This is a genomic window from Burkholderia sp. Ac-20379 (genome assembly GCF_017104645.1).
GTDB lineage: Bacteria > Pseudomonadota > Gammaproteobacteria > Burkholderiales > Burkholderiaceae > Burkholderia.
In genome coordinates this window covers 1-15,555 of the sequence record NZ_JAAGPF010000172.1, presented here as the reverse complement: position 1 = coordinate 15,555, position 15,555 = coordinate 1, and the positions used below count along the sequence as shown (strand labels likewise).

Here is a 15,555-nt window from a genome sequence, read left to right as displayed (position 1 = left end):
TTCAAGCTTGCCGCTGAATTACAATAAGCCGACTTGTCGCAGGGCCCCTGTTGCGGCACGCCCCTCCTTCGTGCTTCGCCAATCCAACGTACTCATGCGCCTTCGATCCGCCCGTTCGTCCGTTTTCGTCTCCGCGCCTGCCTCCGCGTTCGCTCCCGCCAAGCCCTCGACGCCCGCTCCGTCCGGCCGCACGCCCGCCACCTTCGGCACGCGGTTCCACGGCCTGTTGCCGCGGGCGCTGCCGGCCGCGCTGCTGTTCGCGGCCGGCACGGCGCACGCGACCGTCTCGCTCGTGCAACCGGCGCGCGAAGCGGCCGCCGACGCGCCGCTCACGCTGACGCTGATCTACTCGGACGACGATCGCGCGCCGCTGCCCGTCACCGCGCCCGATTCGATCGACGTGACCGTGACCAACGCCGAGCAGCCGCCGGTGCCCGTCAAGCTGGTGCGCGAGGCCGGCGTGCCCGCGCATTTCACACTGCGCGCCGGCCAGTACCGCAAGGTGCGCTTCTCCGCGCCGTGGCCCGACAGCGCGCGCGGCATCGTGACCCTCACGCCGGTGGGCTTCGACGCGTCCGCGTCGGTGGTCTCGCTGAACCGCGGCGCCAACCAGGCAGCCGTGGCACGCGCCGAATCGGCCGAGGCGCATCAATCAACGCCGGCCGGCGTGGCCGCCGCCGCGTCGACGGTCGCGGCCACCGCGGGCACGCCGTCGCCGGCCGGCGACGCGTTGAGCACGGGCGCGCAGGGGCTGCTGTCGAGAATCTCGTACTACGAACCGATGTACATCGGCGCCGGCGTGAACGGCGACGTCAGCGCGAAGCTGCAGTTCAGCTTCAAGTACCGCCTGCACATGCCCGCCGATCCCGCCTCGCGCGCGCTGCTCGACAACCTCTACTTCGGCTACACGCAAACCTCGATCTGGGATCTGTCGGCCGATTCGAGCCCGTTCCGCGACACGAGCTACAAGCCGCGGCTGTTCTACTACGTGGCCGACACCGGCCTGCACAGCCCGTGGTTCACGCGGATGGGCTTCGCGGCCGGGATCGGCCACGAATCGAACGGCAAGGCCGGCCTCGAATCGCGCAGCCTGAACATCGCGTTCGTGCAGCCGACCTGGGAATTCGGGAATCTCTCCGATTACCACTGGCAGGTGTCGCCGATGCTCTACTACTACGTCGGCATCAGCGACAACCGCGACATCGCCGACTATCGCGGCTACATGGATCTGACCATCAAGTACGGCAGCCCCGACGGCTGGCAGTTGGCCACCACGCTGCGCAAGGGCACGCATCATTGGTACGGCAGCGTCGACACGCAGCTCTCGTACCCGCTCGCGAAACTGTTCGGCAATGCCTGGGGCGGTTATCTGTGGGCCGGCTATTTCAACGGCTACGGCGAGGATCTGCTCGACTACAACCAGCGCCAGCACTGGATCGCGCGCGTCGGCGTGAGCATCGCACGCTGATGCTTTACCATAGCGCTTTGCCGCACCGAACCGACACCGCACCGCCATGAGCTCGAACCTTCACGACAAGCCCGACAGCCCCTGCATCGGCGTCTGTTCCACGCTGTTCGACGATGTATGCAAGGGCTGCGGCCGCACCGCGCTCGAAGTCGCGAACTGGGTGTTCATGAGCGAGGAAGAAAAAGCCGCGGTGTGGGAGCGCATCACGCGCGAAGGCACGGCCAAGCGCTTCCAGTACGACAAGCTCTGAGCACGCCGCCGCATCGGCGGCCTTCGCGTCCGCCGCCGCTCTGGCGACGGACGAAAAAAAGCGGCACGCGAACCCCCGTGCCGCTCAACCCCAACGCTTGAATTCCGCTGGCGTCCGCGCCGTCAGAACTTCATGCCGACGCCAACCCCGACGATCAGCGGGTCGATATGCAGGCGCCCGATCGACTGGCCGCCGAGCGTGGCGTCGGTGTGCATCCACAGCTTCTTCAGGTCGACGTTGACGAAGAACTGCTTGGTGACCTGAACGTCCACGCCGAACTGCAGGGCCGGGCCGAAGCTGCTCTTGTGCACGGCCACGCCCTGATTGCCGACGTGCAGGCCGTCGTTGTAGAAATACGTGTAGTTCAGGCCCGCGCCGATATACGGCCGCACCTTGCCCGCGTGATTGAAGTGGTATTGCAGCAGCAGCGTGGGCGGCAGCACGTTCACGCCGCCGAGCGCGCCGAGATTCGAATTGACTTGATGCCGCGACGTGCCGAGGATCAGCTCGACGCCGAGGTAATCGCGAATCATGTAGGTGAAATCGAGCTCGGGCACCACGGCGTTGTTGACGCCGGCGCGGATGTCGGACAGCGTGCCGCTGCCGCGATCGTTCGGCGCGATCTCGATCGCGCGCAGGCGCACCAGCACGTCGCCCTGATTGATGCCCGTGCCCGGCGACGCCGCGTGCGAAACGGACGGCGCCATGGCGACAGCGGCCGCGCAGGCGATAGCGGAAACAACGCAACGAATTTTTTCTTTCATGACAATAACCCCCTGAGAACGGTAACGATTGTCGTAGGGGGACGTCCGCGTCGACTTGACGCGCATCAAGCCAGAGAAAACGCAGGACGGTTTGTCGCAGCTTGCGGCTCGGCGCCCGTCAACAGCAGCGTGAGCAGGTCGTGCACGCTGCGGATCGCGCTGCCGAACGGCAAGGCTTCGCGGCCGCGGAAGAACAGGCCGTTGGCCACATCGCCGCGCAGCGCCGCCGCGAGCCGCGTGTCGATGCAGAAGTGGCCGAAGCGCTCGACGCCATCGCGCAGGCCGCACACCGACAGGCATTCGAGCGCCGTCGGGCAGCGCTGCTTCAGCGCGCCGAGCTTCGCGCGAATCCGCGCCTCGTGCCGCAGATACCGCGTCAGCCAAGGCGTGCGCACCGCCCGCGCCGGCAACCCCGTCACGCTGACGAAATCGACGATGTCCTCGGGCCGCGCCTGCGCCAGCACCTGCTTGAACGCCGGATGCGCATCGCCCTCCTGCGTCACCGCGAACGGCGTGCCGACCTGCACGCCGTTCGCGCCCAGCGCCAGCGCCGCGCGCACCGCCGCGTGGCTGTTGATGCCGCCGCCGACGATCAACGGCATCGCCTCGCGCGCGAGGCCCAGCGCGCTGATCGTCTCGCCCGCCTCGTCGAGCACACGCGCGAAATCGAAGCGCGGGTCGCTCGCGTCCTCGATGCGCGCCACGCCGAGATGGCCACCCGCATGGGCCGGATGCTCGATCACGATCGCATCGGGCAGGCGGCCCTTCTTCATCCACTTCTTCAGCACCAGCGCGATGCCGCGCGCGTCGGACAGGATCGGGATCAGCGCGATGTCGTGGCCGTCGGTCAGTTCGGGCAGATCGAGCGGCAGCCCCGCGCCCATCACGATCGCATCGGCGCCCGATTCGCAGGCCACGCGCACATAGTCGGCATGCGTGCGCACCGCCTTCATGACGTTGACGGCAATCATGCCGCGCCCCTCGCTCCAGCTTCGCGCGCGGGCGATCTCGCGGCGCAGCGCTTCGAGGTTCGCGGCGTCGAGCGTCTCGCGGCCCGGCTGCGCGCGGCAGCGTTCGAGCAGGTCGGCATGGTGATGGCGCAGGTCGATGCTGGCGATCGTGCCGAGCGCGCCCTCGCGCGCGACGCTGCCGGCCAGCCGGTGCGCCGAGATGCCGACACCCATGCCGCCCTGCACGACGGGAAGCAGCGAACGGCCGCGAATCGTCAGCGGCGGGAAGGAACGGGAGAGACTCATCGGAAACCTCTTATGGGCTGCGTCGGAAAGGCTCGATGATCGGGGAATGGCGAATGTGGGGGTTGATGCGCATCAAATGCGCGGTGCGGGCGGCGGCGGAAAGCGGGAAGACTTGGCGAAGGCGACGCCGAAAAGAACCAGGGCGCGACGATCGGGGATCGCCGCGCCCTGCGCGTATGGCTTGCCGGCATCGGCCGGCGTAGCGGGTGTGGAGGCTTACGCCTTTTCCTGCTCCGCCAGGAAGTCCTCGTAATTGCCGCCGAAGTCGTTCAGCGTGCCATCGGTGCGCACTTCGATGATGCGATTGGCCAGGCCGCTCACGAATTCACGGTCGTGCGACACGAAGATCAGCGTGCCGTCGAACTGTTCGAGCGCGATCTGCAGCGACTCGATCGATTCCATGTCCATGTGGTTGGTCGGCTCGTCCATCAGCAGCACGTTGTGGCGGCCCAGCATCAGCTTGCCCCAGATCATGCGGCCCTTCTCGCCGCCCGACAGCACCTTGACCGACTTCTTGATGTCGTCCGCCGAGAACAGCAGGCGGCCGAGCGTGCCGCGCACGGCCGTCTCGTCGTCGCCTTCCTTGCGGTAATCGTCGATCCAGTCCATCAGCGTCACGTCGTTCGGGAATTCCTCGTACGTGTCCTGCGGCATGTAGCCGATGTTGGCGTTCTCGGCCCACTTCACGGTGCCGTGATCGAGCTCCAGCAGGCCGCGCAGCGCGCGCAGCAGCGTGGTCTTGCCCGCGCCGTTCTCGCCGATGATCGCGATCCGCTCGCCCGGCTGCACCGACAGGTTGAAGCTGTTGAAGATCGTGCGGTCGTACTTCTTCGTGATGTCCTCGGCCACGACCGCCACGTTGTGCAGCTTCTTCTCGAACTCGAAGCGGATGAACGGGTTCTGGCGCGACGACGGCTTGAATTCCTCGATCTTGATCTTGTCGATCTGCTTGGCGCGGCTGGTGGCCTGACGCGCCTTCGACTTGTTCGCCGAGAAGCGGCGCACGAAATCCTGCAGTTCGGCCACGCGCTCCTTGGCGCGTGCGTTCGCATTGGCCTGGCGTTCGCGCGCCTGCGCCGACGCGAGCATGTAGTCGTCGTAGTTGCCCGGCCACACCTTCAGCGTGCCGAAATCCATGTCGGCCATGTGCGTGCAGACCGAATTCAGGAAGTGGCGATCGTGCGAGATGATGATCATCGTCGAGTTGTACTGGTTGAGCGTGTCTTCCAGCCAACGGATCGAGTTGATGTCCAGGTTGTTGGTCGGTTCGTCGAGCAGCAGGACGTCCGGCTTCGAGAACAGCGCCTGCGCGAGCAGCACGCGCAGCTTCCAGCCCGGCGCGACTTCGCTCATCAGGCCGTTGTGCAGGTGTTCCTCGATGCCGATGCCGAGCAGCAGCGAGCCGGCGCGCGCCTCGGCGTCGTAGCCGCCGAATTCGGCGAACTTGGCTTCGAGTTCGGCCGCGTGCATGTAGTCGTCGTCGGTGGCTTCCGGGTTCGCGTAGATCGCATCGCGCTCGGTCATGGCCGCCCACATTTCGGTGTGGCCCTGCATCACCACGTCGAGCACGCGCACGGCTTCGTACGCGAACTGATCCTGGCGCAGCTTGCCCAGGCGGACGTTCGGCTCGAGCGCGACGTTGCCGCCGCTCGATTCGAGATCGCCGCCGAGAATCTTCATGAAGGTCGATTTGCCGCAGCCGTTCGCGCCGATGAGGCCGTAGCGGTTGCCCTCCCCGAACTTGACCGAGATGTTCTCGAACAGGGGCTTCGGCCCGAATTGCATCGTGATGTTGGCGGTAGAAAGCACAGCGTGGCCCGTAAGGTGTTGGATCGACGTAAACCCGACATTTTAGCAGGTCTCGGTGAACCGCTGGGGCGCAGCGCCCGAGCGCCGCCCATGTTCGCCGTGCGATCCGGCCCCGCAAGCAGCGCGGCCGGGCGGCGGGCGGGGCCGGCATGCCCCGCCCGCGCCGTTCGCCTACTTCTTTCTGGACGTCGCGGCCGCCGCGGCCTTCTTGGCGGCCGGCGCATTCAGCTGCGAGAACAGTTCCGAACACGGCACGTCGCGGTTGTGGCTCGGTGCGATCAGCGGGATCAGCGCCGCGAACGGGTTGATCAGGCCGAGCCCGACGGCCGCGCCCGCGCGCAGCGCCAGCGCGCCGACGTTGACGCCCACGTCCGGCTTCTTGAACGTGCCCTTCACGTAGAGCGGCGAGCGCAGCGAGAACACGCGGAAGCCCTTGGTCTGCGGATGGATCTGCAGATCCATGCTTTCGTCGCGCAGGTTCACGTCGCCGTTGACGCGGATCACCGCGTCGTCGGTGTCGAGCGCGAACAGCTTCGAGTTCAGGATGCCGTCGGTGGCCACGAAGTCTACGGCCGCGCAGTTGATCTTCACGTCGCGATTGCCGAACAGTTTTTCGTAGACGACGTTCGCCACGTTCAGCCCGGCCGCCTCCATCAGCAGGCGGCTGATCGCGCCGTCGGTGACCAGCGCCTTGACCTCGCCGGTCGACGTGGCCGCCAGCGCCGCGGGCGAATTGCCGCGCGCGGCGAGGTTGGCGTCGCCGTTGATTTCGCCGAGCGCGGACTGCATCACCTTGGCCGTCGGGAACAGTTGCTTGAGCTTCAGGTGACGCGCCGACACGGTGAAGCGCCCCTTCAGCGGCGCCCCGCTGCCGTCGAGATGCGCCTCGGTCGACAGCGTGCCGCCGGCCACGCCGAAGCGCAGCGGCGTCAGCGCGAGCACGCCGTCCTTCATCACGATATGCGTGTAGAGGTCACTGATCGGCAGGCTCTGATCCTTGACGATGCGCCGGCCGGTGAACTTCACGTCGGCGTCGAGCGCCTTCCAGCGGTCGGTATGGAATTCCTCGACGGGCAGCACGCGGCCGGCCGGCTGCTTCGTGGCGTCGCCGCGCGCGCGCTTGCTCGACGCGTTGTCGGCGCCGACGATCGGCGCGAGATCCGAGAAGCGCAACAGGTTCGACACCAGCTCGCCCGACAGCATCGGGCGCGGCGAGCGCTGCGCGAACGTCATCGTGCCGTGCAGATCGCTGCCGCCGACGCGGCCGTCGAAATTCTCGTAGCGGAACGTGCTCGCACCCTGGCGGAACTGGCCGATCAAGCGGCCTTCGGTGGCATAAGGCGGCGTGGCCGGCAGCGTCACGCCGGTCAGCGCATACAGATGCGACATGCTCGCGCCCTGCAGCCACAGCCGCAGGTCGATGGCGGCCAGTTGCATCGGGTCGGTCAGCGTGCCGACGATCGCGAGCCGCGTGTCGCCGGCCTTCACGTCGGCCTGCAGCGGGAACGGCTGGGTCGCGTCGCGCAGCGCGAGCACGCCGCCGATCTTGCCGGTGCCGCTGATCGGCACGCTCTTGTAGCGGCCCTTGACGACGAGACCGAACGCGTAGGTCGGCGCGGGCGGATGCGCGGCGGCGGCGCCGCTGGCGGCCGAGGCCGAGGATGAAGACGAAGACGAGGCGGCGACGGCGTTGGCCGCGCCGGAAGCGCTCGACGCGCCGGACGCCGCCAACGCGGCCGAGCCGGCCTGCGCGGCGGACGCCGCCGAGGCAGCCGAAGCGGCTTGCGCCGCCGACGCCGCCTCGATCTTCTTCGTCAGTTGCGCGGCGCCTGCCTTGCCGACGCGCTGCGCCGACGCGGCACGCGAGGTCGCTTCCTGCTGCTTGAGCACGTCGCCGAGCGGAATCGGCTGGCCGAGCGTGTCGATCGCCACGTTCAGATCGGCCTTGGTGATCGCGTCGCGATACGTCACGTTGCCCTTCGCGAACCCGAAGTTGTGCAGTTCCACCTTCCAGGTGGACGGCTGGCCCGATTGCTTGATCGAGAACGTCCAGTTGTTGCGGCCGTCGGCGAGCCGCTCGATGTCGATGGCGGGATTGACGAGATCGATCGACGGAATCACCACGCGATGCGCGAGCAGCGGCAGCACGGCGAGATCGAAATGCGCGGCGTCGAGCGTGGCGAAATGCGGTGACTGGGTCCAGTCCGGGTTGCCGATCACGATGGTGTTGGCCGTGAAGCTCGGCCAGGGCACCCAGGCCCGCCAGCCGGTTTCGCCGTCGGGGCGGCGCCAGCCCACTTTCAGGTCGCCCTGAATCGCGAACGGCCGCCCGATCTCGGTGCTCACGCGCTCGTTGATGTACGGCCGCGCGCGATTCCAGTCGAACGTGAGAATGAAGACGACGAGCGCGGCGATCAGCACCACCAGGATGCCGACGATCCAGGCCGCCGATTTGCCGATGACTCGGGTGAGCGTCATGCCGGGCTCCAGTTTTTCTTATCGAGATAAACCGCCGACCGCACAGCCTTGACGGGACGACTTAAACGCAGGTTTCGGTATTATGGCATCGCGCGCGGGCACCCCAGCCCCATTTACCATTTCTTGCATCTATGACATCTGCCGGCCTGATCGAAGCCCGCGGCCTGACCCGTCGCGACCCAGTCGCCAAGCGGGATCTGGTCGCGCCGACCGATTTTCTCGTCGAACCGGGTATGCGCATTGCTGTCACCGGCCCGTCCGGTTCGGGCAAGAGCGTGTTCCTGCGCGCGCTCGCGCTGCTCGATCCGCTCGACGGCGGCGAAGTGCGCTGGCGCGGCGCACCGGTTGCGCGCGCATCGATCACGCAGTACCGCCGCAGCGTCGCCTATCTGCGCCAGCGGCCGGCCGCGACCGACGCCGGCGCGGTCGAGGACATCCTGCGCTATCCGTACTCGCTGGCCGTCTACCGCGACCTGCGCTTCGACCGCGCGCGCGCCGTCGATCTGGCGCGCCGCGCGGGCCGCGCCGACGATTTCCTCGACAAGGCCGCCAGCGAACTGTCCGGCGGCGAGGCGCAGATCGCCGCGCTGCTGCGCGTGCTGCAACTCGATCCCGACGTGCTGCTGCTCGACGAACCGACCTCGGCGCTCGATCCCGAATCGGCGCACGCGATCGAATCGCTGGTGCAGGCGTGGTTCGAGGCCGCGCCCGAGGCGCGCGCGTATTTGTGGATCTCGCACGATCCGGCGCAGGCCGCGCGCGTCGGCACGCGCCACGTGACGATGCGCGCGGGCGTGCTCGGCGAGAGCGAGCCCGTGTCGCACGCGACCGATCGGCCCGCTTCCGGAGCCGCGCGATGAGCCCCGTGCTGCAGGATCTGAGCCTCGGCGACGTGGCGATCGCCGCCGCGCTGGTGGCGATCAACGGCGTGCTGTCGTTCGCGCTGTCGCTCGGCCTCGGGCGCCAGCTTGCGCTGGCGGCCGTGCGCACCGTGGTGCAGTTGCTGGCGATCGGCTACGTGCTGGGCTGGGTGTTCGGCAACCCGCGCTGGTACGTGGTGCTGCCGCTGATGATGCTGATGACGCTGGTGGCCGGCTTCGCGGGCGCGGGGCGCGGCGAGCGCACCTACGCGGGCCAGCGCATCGACAGCATCGTGTCGATCTGGGCCGGCACCTGGGCGGTGGGCGCGATCGGGCTGTTCGTGGTGATCCGCATCCATCCGTGGTACGAGCCGCAATACGCGATTCCGATCCTCGGCATGATGCTCGGCAACGCGCTGACCGGCGTGGGCCTCGGCGTCGAGCGCATGACGGGCGAACTGACCGCGCGCCGCGACCGCATCGAAACCGCGCTCGCGCTCGGCGCGACGCGCTGGGAAGCCGCGCAGGAAGCGGCCCGGCAAGCGGTGCGCGCCGGCATGATGCCGACGCTGAACCAGATGGCCGTGGTCGGCATCGTCAGCCTGCCCGGCATGATGACCGGCCAGGTGCTGGCCGGCCAGCCGCCGCTGCAGGCGGTGCGCTATCAGATCGTGATCATGTTCCTGATCGCGGCCGCGTCGGCGCTCGGCACCGTCGGCGCGGTGCTGATGACGTACCGCCGGCTGTTCTCGGCCGATCACCGCTTTCTCGCGCACCGGCTCGTCGAGCGCAAGCCGCGCAAACGCGCGCGTTGACGTTCGCCGACGTGCGCCAACGCGCATGCATCGGCGCGCGGCAGCGTCACGGCTACGGCTGAATCGACACCGTCACGTGCGTGCCGTCGCGCAGCGCGACGGTCTTCGCGCCGCCCTTGGTCGAGATCGACACGCGCCTGACCTCGCTGACGGTGACCGCCTTCGGGCACTGCAGCGTCTTGCCGCCGGCCGCCACGGGCGCGCTGCCGTCGGGCGCGCTGGCCTGGAAGCTGATCTGCACGGTGGCCATGCCCTTCGCATCGACCGACGGCGCGAGCCGCACCTGGGTCTGCCGCACCATCGCGCCGTTGGCGTCGCGCGGCGCCGAATCGCTGTCGGGGCAACCGTCCGGCATCGCCACCGCGCCGCTCGGCGGCACCGATTTCCAGTTGAAATCGTCAGTCTCGCCCGAGCGGATCTTGCGCGTTTCCTGCGACGCGCCGAAGCGCTTCGAATCGACCTTGACCGTGTATTGGAGCTGGCCGTCGGTGCCGCCGCCGTTGCTGCCCTCGACGGGCGGCGCCGCGTGCGCGGCGGTGCTGGCGACTGCCGCGAGCGCGGCGAAGCAGACGGCGACGGACGGATTGCGCAGGCTCATGCTGTCCTCCTGAGGTCTCGACGCCGGGGCGGCGCCTGGTTGCGATGGCGATGGCACGACACGATGCACGCGGTAATCCAGTCTAGTCGCAAGCCACGCGTTTCGCGGGTTTGCCGGTGCGGCAGCGCAGCATCCGGGTTCGATCGCGGCCCGCCAACGACGGCGGCCGCCACGTGTTACCGGGGCGGCCGCCGTCGTTCATCGCAACCCGTCCGTCAGAACCCGCTCAGCACCAGCTTGCCGATCGCGCGCCCGGCTTCGAGCAGGCGGTGCGCCTCGCGCAGGTTCGCCGCGTTGATCGTGCCGAGCTGCTGGCCAACCGTGCCGCGCAGCGTGCCCGCATCGACGAGCCGCGCCACCTCGGTCAGCAGCTTGTGCTGCTCGATCATGTCCGGCGTGCCGAACATCGCCCGCGTGAACATGAACTCCCAGTGGAACGCCCCGCTCTTGGCCTTCAGCAGTTCGACCGGCAGCGGCTGCGCGTTCTCGACGATCGTGCAGATCGCGCCCTGCGGCTTGACGATCTCGGCGGCGGCCGGGAAATGGCGGTCGGTATCGTTGAAGATCAGCACGTAATCGACCGATTCGAAGCCGGCCGCGCGAAGCTGCGCCGGCAGGTCGCCGAAGTGGTCCACCACGTGGTCGGCGCCCAGCTCGCGCACCCATTGCGCCGATTCCGGGCGCGACGCGGTGGCGATCACCTTCAACTGCGCCAGTTGCTTCGCCAACTGGATGCCGATCGAGCCGACGCCGCCCGCGCCGCCGATCACCAGCACCGATTTGCCGGCGTCGCGGCCCTGCGGCGACACCTTGAGCCGGTCGAACAGCGCTTCCCACGCCGTGATCGCCGTCAGCGGCAGCGCGGCGGCCTCGGCGAAACCGAGCGTGGCCGGCTTCAGCGCGGCGATCCGCTCGTCGACCAGATGGAATTCGCTGTTCGCGCCGGCGCGCGTGATGCTGCCGGCGTAATACACCGGGTCGCCGACCCGAAACAGCGTCACGTCCGGGCCGACCGCGGCCACCGTGCCGGCCGCATCCCAGCCGAGCACACGCGGGGCCGTCTCGACCTTGTCCTTCGGCGCGCGCACCTTGGTGTCGACCGGGTTCACCGAGATCGCCTCGACCTTCACGAGCAGGTCGCGGCCGGTGGCTTCGGGCTTGGGCAGTTCGACGTCGACGAGCGATTGCGGATCGTCGATCGGCAGGTAACGGGTCAGGCCAATGGCTTTCATGCGGTTCTCCGGGTTGGGTCGGATGCAGCGTCGTGCATCGATGGCGCCATCCTACGCGCCCCGATCCACCCGAAAAACCGACATAATGCCGGAAACATTTTTTTGGTTTTCCTGATAATGAGCGACGCATCGAACGCCGCACCCGCGGCCGATCCTCCCTCCGACAAGCCGCTCGACCTGCTCGACGTGGCGCTGTTCGTGCGCGCGGCGCTGCTGGCCAACGTGTCGGCGGCGGGCCGCGAGTTCGGGGTGTCGCCGACCGTCGCCAGCGCCCGGCTCGCCCAGCTCGAACGCCAGCTCGGCGCGCGGCTGCTGCACCGCACGACGCGCCGCGTCACGCCCACCCAGGACGGCGAGCTGTTCCTCGAACGCGCCCAGGCGCTGCTCGACGCCGCCGATGCCGCGCGCGAGGCGGTCGGCCGCGCCCGCACCGAGCCGCACGGGCGGCTGCGCGTGTCGATGTCGTCGTCGTTCGGCCGGCAGCACGTCGCGCCCGTGATCCCCGCGTTCCTGCGGCGCTATCCGCAGGTGTCGCTCGATCTGCGGCTGTCCGACGAGGTGATCGACCTGGTCGACGAGGGCATCGACGTCGCGATCCGGGTCGGCGCGCTGCGCGATTCCACGCTGGTGGCGCGGCGGCTGGCCGTCAACCGGCGCGTGGTGTGCGCCTCGCCGGCCTATCTGGCCGCGCACGGCGCGCCGCGCCATCCGGCCGAGCTGGCGCATCACGAATGCGTGGTGCTCGGCGAGCAGCGCGACTGGGCCTTCGAGACGCCGGCCGGGCCGCTGACGGTGCGCGTGAACGGCCGGCTGGTGGCCAGCAACGGCGAGGCGATCCGCGAGGCGCTGGTGGACGGTTTCGGCATCGCCGTCAAATCGACCTGGGACGTCGGCCCGAACCTGCGCGACGGCTCGCTCGTGCCGGTGCTCGCCGATTACCCGCTGGCCGAACCGTCGGCGATCTGGGCCGTCTATCCGAGCCGCGCGTTCGTGCCGCTCAAGCTGCGCGCGTTCATCGATTTCCTCGCCGATCACTTCGGCGATCCGCCGTACTGGGATCGCGATCCGCCCGGCGCGCGCGGCTGACGCCCGCCGAAGCCGCCCCCGAATCCGCCCCGAAACCGGCCGGGCCGCCGCGCCGAACGGCTACAATACGGCCTCTTCCGGCGCGCCTGGCCGCGCCGCTTTCGTCTCACGCGACACGTCATGACCACGAATCTCGTCATTCAAAGCCCCGCGCCGCTGTCCCCCGCCCATCACAAACCGCTGTTCGCGCTGTCGCGCGGCAGCCGCCTCGTGACGATCGACGATCACGCGATCCGTTTCGACGACGCCCAGCCGGCCCAGCAGCCCGATATTTCGGTGTACTGCGGCACCCACGGCCTCGATTACGCGTTCGTCGACGCCGGCCGCAAGCTCGCCGATTTCGGCCTGCTGGCGATGGACATGGATTCGACGCTGATCACGATCGAGTGCATCGACGAGATCGCCGCGTTCTGCGGCCTCAAGGAACAGGTCGCGGCGATCACCGAAGCGTCGATGCGCGGCGAGATCAAGGATTTCAACGAGAGCCTGACGCGCCGCGTCGCGCTGCTGGCCGGGCTCGACGCGAGCGCGCTGGAGCGCGTGTACGAGGAGCGCCTGCAACTGTCACCGGGCGCCGAGACGATGCTGGCCGGCGCGAAGGCCGCGGGCCTGAAGACGCTGCTCGTGTCGGGCGGCTTCACGTTCTTCACCGAGCGGCTCAAGGCGCGCCTCGGCCTCGATTTCACCTACGCGAACACGCTCGAGATCGTCGGCGGCAAGCTGACCGGCAAGGTGGTCGGCGAGATCGTCGACGCCGAGGTCAAGGCGCGCACGGTGCGCGAAACCTGCGCGGCGCTCGGCATCGAGCCGTCGCGCGCGATCGCGATGGGCGACGGCTCCAACGATCTGAAGATGATGGCCACGGCCGGCCTGTCGGTGGCGTTCCGCGCCAAGCCGGTGGTGCGCGAAGCGGCCAGCGTCGCGTTCGATCACGTCGGGCTGGACGGGCTGCTGCGCCTGTTCTGAACGCACCGGCGGCGCCCATGAAAACAGCGCATCGGCCTGCCTGGCCGATGCGCTGTTTCGTTTTGGGCGGCCGCGCGTGCGGCTGCGTTCAGCCGAGCGCCGCCGCGAGCGCGCGTTCGATGTCGGCGCGCAGATCGGCTTCGTCCTCCAGGCCGATATAGAAGCGCACCAGCGTGCCCTGCGTCCAGCTCGGGCGCATCGCCGCGATGTCGTACGGCATCGCCAGGCTGTGCGCGCCGCCCCAGCTCCAGCCGATCGCGTACAGCTCGAGCGCCTCGACGAAACGGTCGACCTGCGCCGCGCTGTAGCGTGCATCGAACACCACCGAGAACAGGCCGCCCGCGCCCGTGAAATCGCGCACGAACGCTTCGTGGCCGGGGCAATCGGGCAACTCCGGATGCAGCACGGTGGCGATTTCCGGGCGTGTCTTGAGCCACTTCGCGAGCGACAGCGCGGTGCGGCTGTGCGCCTCGAAACGCACCTTCATGTTCGGCAGGTTGCGCAGCACGAGCGAGCAATCGTCGGCCGACACACCGATGCCGAGATGCATGCGTGCGAGCTTGATGCGCTCGTGCAGCGCGCGATCGGCCGTGATGGTGGCGCCCATCAGCACGTCGCTGCCGCCCGACTGATATTTCGTCAGCGCCTGCACCGAGACATCGACGCCATGCTCGAACGGCTTGAACGCGAGGCCTGCCGAATAGGTGTTGTCGATCGCGGTGATCACGCCGCGCTCGCGCGCGACCGCCGTGATCGCGCGCACGTCGGGCACTTCCATCGTCACCGAGCCCGGCGCCTCGAGCCACAACAGCTTGGTTTCGGGGCGGATCAGCTCGGCGATGCCCGCACCGATCAGCGGATCGTAGAAGCGCACGCCGATGCCGAAATCGCGCGCGAGCCATTTGCCGAGGTCGGCGTTCGGGTTGTAGATGTTGTGCGGGATCAGCACGTCGTCGCCGGCCTTCACGAGGCCGAAGTAGACGTTGGTGATGGCCGCGAGCCCGGACGGCTGCAGCAGCGCGTGCGCGCCGCCTTCGATCACGGCGAGCTGGCGCGCCAGTTCGAGCGAGGTGGGCGTGGCGTGCAGGCCGTAGCGCCAGCGGTCGTCGTCGCGCCAGTCGAGCGAGCGCATCGTGGCGAGATCGGGGAACACGACGGTCGAGGCGCGCGCCACCGGCGTGACGAACGACGCCCAGCCGGCCGGCAGTTCGCCTTCGGGCTGGACGATGCGGGTCTGGAGCGCGCGTTGCTGAGGGGTATCGGTCATGTCGGAATCGATGGGCCGCATGGGCCGCGTGGTGAAAAACGGTGCGCACAGGGTAGCCCGATTCGCGCGGCTTGGCCCGGTACAGTCGGCGGCGGGCGTGCCGTGCCGGTGCGCGGACGGCCGGTTGGCGCGCCAGCGCTCAAACGCATCGGGCCTCGCGGCGCGGTACGTTGCGCGGCGAGGCCCGATGTCTGATGCCCGGCAAGAAGGCGTGGCGGATGCGAATCAGTCGCCGGTCGAGAGATTGCCGACCCCGCCGACCGGATGCCCCGGCGCGCGCGCCGCCGACGCCGGCGCGGCGGGTGCTGCCGCGCCGCGGTTTGCCTTGGCCGGTGCCGACGGGTGCAGCACGACCGGCTGCGGATCCGATTCGTCGGCGTTCATGCGATCGGCCGACAGCGCGCCCGACGCATCGAAGTGCCCCATCCAGACCCCCGTGATGTTGGTGCCGTCGTTCGATTCCTCGATTTCGAGCGTGTCGCCGTCGCGGTCGCCCGCGAGCAGGATCACCTGGCCGGTATCGACGTAGCGGTATTCGCCGTGCACGCCCGATTCGTTGGTTTTCGGGCCGAGATGCACGACGATCGCGCGGCCGCCGAGCGTGCCTTCGTAGCCGGGCAGCTTTTCGAGCGCCGGGTTCGGCTTCAGCGGCTTGGCCGGTGCGGTGTCGTCGCGTTCGGGCGGCGCGGCGGCTGCCGCCGCGGCA

Annotated in this window: 14 protein-coding genes; 6 read left to right on the top strand and 8 right to left on the bottom strand. The window is 68.8% G+C overall.

Translation table 11 applies throughout. From position 1 onward, the window contains the following. Positions 1 to 94: 94 nt before the first annotated feature. Positions 95 to 1,468, top strand: coding sequence for a phospholipase A (locus G3N92_RS20790; RefSeq protein WP_206129465.1), 1,374 nt, complete (start codon positions 95 to 97; stop codon positions 1,466 to 1,468). Positions 1,469 to 1,514: 46 nt separating this feature from the next. Continuing rightward, a complete protein-coding gene (locus tag G3N92_RS20785) occupies positions 1,515 to 1,718 on the top strand; it encodes a DUF1289 domain-containing protein (protein ID WP_206129464.1) in 204 nt (67 codons plus the stop codon). A gap of 122 nt (positions 1,719 to 1,840) precedes the next feature. Here the strand turns inward: G3N92_RS20785 and G3N92_RS20780 are convergent, their stop codons facing one another. From G3N92_RS20780 to G3N92_RS20765, 4 genes are all read right to left on the bottom strand, one after another. Next, on the bottom strand, positions 1,841 to 2,482 hold the full coding sequence (locus G3N92_RS20780) for an OmpW family outer membrane protein (protein WP_206129463.1): 642 nt from the start codon (positions 2,480 to 2,482) through the stop codon (positions 1,841 to 1,843). Between the two features lie 65 nt (positions 2,483 to 2,547). Then, positions 2,548 to 3,738, bottom strand: a complete 1,191-nt coding sequence (locus tag G3N92_RS20775) for a nitronate monooxygenase family protein (RefSeq protein WP_206129462.1) — start codon at positions 3,736 to 3,738, stop codon at positions 2,548 to 2,550. Between the two features lie 216 nt (positions 3,739 to 3,954). Next, the gene (locus tag G3N92_RS20770; protein ID WP_206129461.1) at positions 3,955 to 5,547 is read right to left on the bottom strand and encodes an ABC-F family ATPase; all 1,593 of its coding nucleotides are present in this window, start codon (positions 5,545 to 5,547) and stop codon (positions 3,955 to 3,957) included. 171 nt (positions 5,548 to 5,718) lie between these two features. Further along, on the bottom strand, positions 5,719 to 8,025 hold the full coding sequence (locus G3N92_RS20765) for an AsmA family protein (RefSeq protein ID WP_206129460.1): 2,307 nt from the start codon (positions 8,023 to 8,025) through the stop codon (positions 5,719 to 5,721). A gap of 131 nt (positions 8,026 to 8,156) precedes the next feature. Between G3N92_RS20765 and G3N92_RS20760 the strand changes: the two genes are divergently transcribed. Continuing rightward, entirely contained in the window at positions 8,157 to 8,885 is a 729-nt protein-coding gene (locus G3N92_RS20760; protein WP_206129459.1) for an ATP-binding cassette domain-containing protein, read from the top strand. Beyond that, positions 8,882 to 9,700, top strand: coding sequence for an iron export ABC transporter permease subunit FetB (gene fetB / locus G3N92_RS20755; protein ID WP_206129458.1), 819 nt, complete (start codon positions 8,882 to 8,884; stop codon positions 9,698 to 9,700). The genes G3N92_RS20760 and fetB overlap by 4 nt, the downstream gene beginning before the upstream one ends. 52 nt (positions 9,701 to 9,752) lie before the next feature. Here the strand turns inward: fetB and G3N92_RS20750 are convergent, their stop codons facing one another. Then, positions 9,753 to 10,298 (bottom strand): DUF6013 family protein, encoded by a 546-nt coding sequence (locus tag G3N92_RS20750; RefSeq protein ID WP_206129457.1) that lies wholly within the window; start codon positions 10,296 to 10,298, stop codon positions 9,753 to 9,755. A 215-nt stretch (positions 10,299 to 10,513) separates the two neighbouring features. After that, a complete protein-coding gene (locus G3N92_RS20745; RefSeq protein ID WP_206129456.1) occupies positions 10,514 to 11,530 on the bottom strand; it encodes a zinc-binding alcohol dehydrogenase family protein in 1,017 nt (338 codons plus the stop codon). Positions 11,531 to 11,647: 117 nt separating this feature from the next. On the opposite strand from G3N92_RS20745, the gene G3N92_RS20740 reads away from it, so the two are divergent. Together G3N92_RS20740 and serB are read left to right on the top strand one after the other, a co-directional pair. Further along, positions 11,648 to 12,616 carry a LysR family transcriptional regulator gene (locus tag G3N92_RS20740; RefSeq protein ID WP_206129455.1) on the top strand — a complete coding sequence of 323 codons (969 nt, stop codon included), beginning with the start codon at positions 11,648 to 11,650 and terminating at the stop codon, positions 12,614 to 12,616. Positions 12,617 to 12,736: 120 nt separating this feature from the next. Beyond that, positions 12,737 to 13,582 carry a phosphoserine phosphatase SerB gene (serB, locus tag G3N92_RS20735; RefSeq protein ID WP_206129454.1) on the top strand — a complete coding sequence of 282 codons (846 nt, stop codon included), beginning with the start codon at positions 12,737 to 12,739 and terminating at the stop codon, positions 13,580 to 13,582. An 88-nt stretch (positions 13,583 to 13,670) separates the two neighbouring features. Here the strand turns inward: serB and G3N92_RS20730 are convergent, their stop codons facing one another. After that, entirely contained in the window at positions 13,671 to 14,849 is a 1,179-nt protein-coding gene (locus tag G3N92_RS20730) for a cystathionine beta-lyase (protein WP_206129453.1), read from the bottom strand. Positions 14,850 to 15,074: 225 nt separating this feature from the next. Further along, on the bottom strand, positions 15,075 to 15,555 hold a 481-nt coding region (locus tag G3N92_RS20725), incomplete at its 5' end, for a hypothetical protein (protein WP_206129452.1).